The sequence below is a fragment of the Microbacterium sp. genome (assembly GCF_035554235.1).
Classification (GTDB): domain Bacteria; phylum Actinomycetota; class Actinomycetes; order Actinomycetales; family Microbacteriaceae; genus Microbacterium.
Genome location: NZ_DATMIO010000158.1, coordinates 1 through 5,716, shown reverse-complemented (window position 1 = coordinate 5,716; position 5,716 = coordinate 1). Strand labels below are relative to the sequence as shown.

General features: G+C 68.2%; 5 protein-coding genes. All 5 read left to right on the top strand.

Translation table 11 applies throughout. The features are described from left to right. The coding region (locus VNT50_RS08210) for a TetR/AcrR family transcriptional regulator (protein ID WP_325484625.1) at positions 1-659 on the top strand (659 nt) is incomplete at its 5' end. Then, positions 656-1,975, top strand: a complete 1,320-nt coding sequence (locus tag VNT50_RS08205; protein ID WP_325484624.1) for a YhgE/Pip domain-containing protein — start codon at positions 656-658, stop codon at positions 1,973-1,975. The genes VNT50_RS08210 and VNT50_RS08205, both read left to right, overlap by 4 nt. A 28-nt stretch (positions 1,976-2,003) precedes the next feature. Next, complete coding sequence (locus VNT50_RS08200) at positions 2,004-4,181, top strand: FAD-binding oxidoreductase (protein ID WP_325484623.1); 2,178 nt, start codon at positions 2,004-2,006, stop codon at positions 4,179-4,181. A gap of 78 nt (positions 4,182-4,259) precedes the next feature. Continuing rightward, the gene (locus VNT50_RS08195; RefSeq protein WP_325484622.1) at positions 4,260-5,081 is read left to right on the top strand and encodes an alpha/beta fold hydrolase; all 822 of its coding nucleotides are present in this window, start codon (positions 4,260-4,262) and stop codon (positions 5,079-5,081) included. After that, positions 5,081-5,716 (top strand): alpha/beta fold hydrolase (locus tag VNT50_RS08190; RefSeq protein WP_325484621.1); only part of this gene is annotated, 636 nt, incomplete at its 3' end. The genes VNT50_RS08195 and VNT50_RS08190, both read left to right, overlap by 1 nt.

Below are 5,716 nucleotides of genomic sequence, written 5' to 3'. Positions count from 1 at the left end.
AGGCGGTTCCGATGAGGGGTAGCCGTTCGCGGGATGCCCTGCGGCGGGCGGCGACGGATCTTCTCGATCAGCGGGATGCATGGAGCATCTCGATAACGGATGTGGTGAGAGAAGCGAAGGTGACTCGGCCGACGTTCTATCAGGCGTTCGATGGCCTCTCGGACTTGTTCACCGCTGCCGCTCTCGGACGTCTCGAGGCGGCATTTGATCGTATCGATCTCGAGCTGGCTCCTGCTCAGGAGAACGTACAGGAAGTGATGGGTGGCGCTTTTACCATCGTCGTCCGGGCTCTCGCGGAGCATGAGGCGTTCTACCTTCGCGTCGTGAATGGGCCCGGCGGGAACGCCGTGGTGACGGCGGTCACCGATGCGGTGAGTGGCCGCCTGAAGGCCGCTTCTCCGGTCGTCGCGCTTCTGGAGGATGGCGTGATGCCAGCCGACTCCGCGCGTTCGGCTCTGGCTGCGGGTGCGGTCTGGTTGATCATCGATTGGCTTGCCTCGCCTTCACCGGCGCGGCCCCCCATCGAGACGATTGCCAGTCGCGCCCGTGACTTCGTTTATGGATGCGTCGTCGGCGGGCTCGCGTCCGTCTCGCCGCCCTCGACACTCGTTCCCGGCGTCGACCACTCTCTGCCCACCGAAACGGAGCCTCTGAGATGACCCATTCCCGCCACTCGGCCGGACTGCGGCGTAGCCCGCACGTGCTGTCATGGCTGGTGCCGATCCTGGCCGTCGTTGCCGTCAGCGCGGCTCTCGCTGCGACCTACCTGGGCGGAAGCCTGAACGCGGCGGACAACATTTCTGATTTCCCCATCGCCGTGGTGAATGAAGACACCGGCACGACGTTGCCGAACGGGCAGTCGGTCGACGTGGGCGATGACATCGAGGCAGCACTGCTGGAGGGGATCGACGCGGAAGAATTCGATGTGCAGCAGCTGAGCCTCGCGGAAGCGCAGGCGCAGATGGAAAATGGCTCCCTGTACGGGGCACTGGTTGTTCCGTCCGGGTTGAGCAAGGACGTGGCAGCGCTCGCCCAGGGCGCCCGAGCGCCAGGAGCCGTCGCTCAGCCCGCAGTCGAGGTGCTGACCAACCCGCGGATGGGAAGTTTCACGGCCAACACCGTTGCGACCCTAGGACGTGAGGCCTTCGCGACGGCGAACACCGAGCTCGGCAGACAGCTGCAGGGCATGGTGCAGCAGACCCAGGCCAGGCTCGGCGCCGTCGCCCCGTTGCCGGGCGCGGCGACGCTCGCGCTCACAGATCCTCTGGAGGTGACGGTGACAGCGTTCAATCCGCTCCCGGACGGGACAGGATCGGGGCTGTCCGCGTTCTATTACGCGCTGATCCTGATCCTCGCCGGGTTCTCCGGTTCGCTCGTCGCCAACGCGTTCATCGACTCGCGGCTAGGCTTCGTGCCGTTCGAGTTCGGTCCGCGTTATCGGATGGAGTCACCCTCTGGGTTCAGCCGGACGCGCACGCTCGTGGCGAAGTGGGCCGTAATGGCGGTGATTGCCGTCCTTGTCTCTGCGGCGTATGTCGGCATCTCGGCAGCGCTCGGTATGCCTATCGACCGCCCATGGGAGCTGTGGGCATTCGGTGCTCTGGCAATCACCGGTATCGCCGTTGTGGCGCAGACCATCAACGCCGTCCTCGGCAACCCAGGTCTCATGGTCAACCTCTTCATAATGGTCGTGCTCGCCATTCCCTCGTCGGGGGGCACCGTGCCGATCGAAGCGACGCCGGGCTTCTTCCGCTGGCTGGCGACGTTCGAGCCCATGCATCAGATCTATGCCGGTGCCCGGTCGATCCTCTATCTCGACGGGTCCTGGGAGACGGGGCTGGGCCAGGGCGTGACCGCGTCGATCATCGCTATCGTCGTCGGACTTGTTGTCGGGCTGGCGGTCATGCGGTTGTTCGATGCCCGGGGATTCACCCGAGGCCCGGTCGCCAGGCTCGAACCCGCGGGCGCGCACTGATTCCTAACACCAGAGACAGGAGAACCCCGTGTCCACGCTCGGAGGCGCGTACCCTCACCGGCCCAACCTGGTCTGGATCGGTGCCGTCGGGCGTGTCCTGTCCGCGGTCGGCCTGGCACTCGCTGTCGGCTCCGCGATCCTGGCGGCACTCGTCACCGGGTCGTCGACCGGTGCGGCTATCGCGCTTGCGGTCGCCACCGTCGTCCTCCTGGTTCGAGGAGCGGCGAGCGACGCGAGTAGCCGACGACGCGCGGGTGCTCTGGGTCTGGTGACCATTCCTGCGCTTGCTGTCGCCATGGTTGCCTGCTGGGGAGGACTGCCGGGGTGGGCCGGGGTCGTCGCGGCCGGGCTGGCGGCGGCGAGTGCTGCACTCGCGGCGCCGGCCCTGTGCGCGCTAGCCGCCACGGGAGCGGAGATCCGCACCCCAGCGACACCCCGGATGCGATTCGTCCTGGGGGTCGGGAGCCCGTGGGCGGCGACCGCACGCCGGGCCGGGCGGGTGCTGCTTCCGCTGTCCGCCGCACTCGCATCGGCGACCGTGGGCGTCACGGTGCTCACCGGCGAATGGATGGTCGTGGTGCCGCTGGCCGCTCTGGCGGTCACCGCCGGTTATCTCACGGTCGCCGTCGTGAAGCTCTCCAGGGCCGTGGGCCCCGAGCGTGCTGCGGAGGCGGCCGCGCGGATCCTTGCCGCGGCAGTGATCGGTGGACTCGCCGCCGCGATCGCGTCCGCGACGCTCCCCGGCAGTGTCGCCCCGGTCGTCTTGGTAACCCTGACGGCGGTGCTAGCGCTCCCCGCTGCATTCCGGCCCGCGACCGCGACAGGACGTCGCCTTCAACCGGGAACGGCGCCCTACCGCCGCGCGATCCAAGGCTTCGAGCGCTCCGCACACCCCCGACCGGATCGCGCCTACGTTGCCGCAACCGTTGCCGATGTCCAGTCAGCCGTCGCCGATGCGGCCTCGTCCGGCCTCGGTGTGATCGCCAACTCGACCGGTCATGCCGCTGTGTCCCTCCCCGACCTCGCCGGGGTCGCCCTCATCCGCGTCCGACTCAGAGAACCTGTCACGATCGATCCCGTCGCGCGAACCGTCCGCATCCCCGCAGGAACCAGCTGGGGCGATGTCGTCCAGGCCCTCGCGCCCACGGGCCTCATGGCCCCGCACGGGTCCTCCGCGCTGGTCGGGGCGATGGGGTATCTCCTCCGTGGCGGGTTGAGCTTCTACGGCCGCACCTCCGGCGTGGCCGCCAACTCCATCGAGTCGATCGAGATCGTCACCGCCGACGGTGCCCTGCACCTCGTCGACCGCTCCCACGACCCGCAACTGTTCTGGGCGCTCCGCGGCGGCGGGGGAGGCTTCGGCGTCGTCACGGCCATCACCGTCCGGTTGTTCCCAATCACAGCCCTGGTCACGGGCACCGCGTTCTGGTCGATCGAGATCGCGGCAGACCTCCTTGCTGCGTGGTCGACGTGGCACCGCTCCGCCCCGAAGGAGGCATCCACGACCTTCCGGATTGTGAGGCTGACCGGCCTGCCCGGCATCCCACGATCCATCGCCGGGCGACCCGTCGTGAACATGGATGGGGTCGTCCATTCGCGCCAGACCGGCGACGCGGAAGGCCGGGTCGCTGCGGTCACCCACGAGCTCCTCGGCCCGCTCCGGGCGCTCGGGACGCCGCTGCTCGACACGTGGCGCGCCGGCGGTGTGCTCGACGTTCCCTGGACCCACATGGACCCCGCCCTGCCTCTGCCCACCATCGCCGACCACCAGCTGATCGATCACCTTGACGATGCCGGTCAGCGCGCCTTCCTGGACATCGCGCTGCGCCCCCAGTCGACGTTGGCGACCATCGAGCTGCGCCAACTCGGCGGCGCGTTCGACGACGCACCATCCGATGGTGGCGCGCTCGCCGATCTCCGCGGAGCGACCTCGCTGTTCGCCACCGGGCTGAAGACCCGCGCCTCAAGGGCGCCGATCATCGAGAATGAGCTCGACGCGCTGCGAACCGCCATGGCGCCCTGGGGCACCGGCTTCACAGCACCCAACTACGCCGAGGACCGACGCCGACCGCAACGCTCCTTCCCGGAGGCGGTCGCCCGCGACGTCGATGTGCAGCGCGCACGGATCGACCCGGCCGGAGTGTTCGCGCAAGACGTCGCGGTCGGAGCCGTTCCGCTGCAGGCGGAGGACGACCGAACCGCCTGACGCGCCTGCCAGCTCTTGACCTCCACGCCACATTAAGGCAACACTGTTACCGTAATATCTGACAATGGAGTGGGTGCAATGGCGGATTCCGGTTCCCGTTTTCTCGTGATCGACGGGATGCGCGTGCGCTACAAGCGTGCGGGCAGGGGCAGGCCCGTCCTGCTGCTGCATGGTTCCGGTTCGTCGCTGGACACCTTCGATTTGATCGCGCGGCGACTGTCGACGCGCAATGACGTGCTCCGCTTGGATCTGCCGGGTTTCGGGCTCACTGGTCCCCGACCCGATCGCGACTACCGCATCACCACCACCACCGGCACGGTGCGGCGAATCCTGGAAGCGCTCAAGATCCCCCCGGCGGTCGTGGGCGGCACTTCGCTCGGTGGCAACATCGCCTGGAACCTCGCCCTCGATGCCCCCGATGCCGTCAGCGGCCTCGTGCTGATCAACGCGACTGGCTACCCGGGGAAGAAGCCGCCCTTGCCGATGAGACTCGCCCGCAGCCCGATCGGACGGGCGCTCATTCGCCTGTCCGCCGGCCGTGCCGGTGTCGAACGTTCTCTCCGATCGAGCGTAGGCCCCGGGTCCCAGGGCGCTGTCACGTCTGAGCTCATCGACCGGGTGCACGCGATGATGACCCGCCCGGGCAACATGCAGGCCTTTATCGACTTCGCCCGCACCGATCAGGAAGACCGGTCCGCCCTCGTGCGACGCATCACGACACCCACCCTGGTCCTTCGAAGCGAAGGCATGGACGGTCAGCACTTCACCCACGACCTGCCACACGCTGTCGAACGTGTCCGCCCCGCCGGAGGCCATCTGCTCACGGACGAAGACCCGCAGTGGGTCGCCGACGCGATCGAGGCGTTCCTCGACACCCTCGACGATCGGGAGAAGCCCTGATGGCCCTGCCTTACTTCACCGCCCCCGGTGAGGACATCACCCTCGATGATGCTCTGCGGGCGCGAGTGCGCGGCGAGTTCGCACGCTGCACTCGCGGCTTCACCCAGTACGAACTCACGGGACCCGCCACTGGGCCGCTCGTGCTGTTGGTGGGCGGGCTCACTATCCCGTTGGACTACTGGGACCGGCTGGCTGCCGAACTGCACCAGCGCGGGTACCGGACACTGGCCTACAGCGGATACGGGCGCGGCTACTCCGATCGAGTCTCCGCCCGCTACGACGAACAGTTCTTCGTGCAGCAGATCGAAGACCTCCTCCGCGAAATCCAGGTGACTCCCGCGCATGTGATCGGCAGTTCGCTGGGTGCCGTCATCGGCATGGCATACGCTCTCCGGCACCCTGAATCGTCGTCCTCCCTCGTCATCGTCGGCCCGGCGGGCCTCCTTGCGCGCAAGCCCCCGGTCGCGGGCCTGCTGCGTATCCCTCTTCTCGGGGGGCTCCTGGGCGCCCGGTTCGGCGGGGCGCTCCTGGACCGGCACATGAGCCATAACCTGCGAGATCCGGCGCTCACCCGCGAACTCGTCGCCGTCGTCGAACCGTGCTACCGAGTACGCGGGTCGATGTACGCGCTCTGC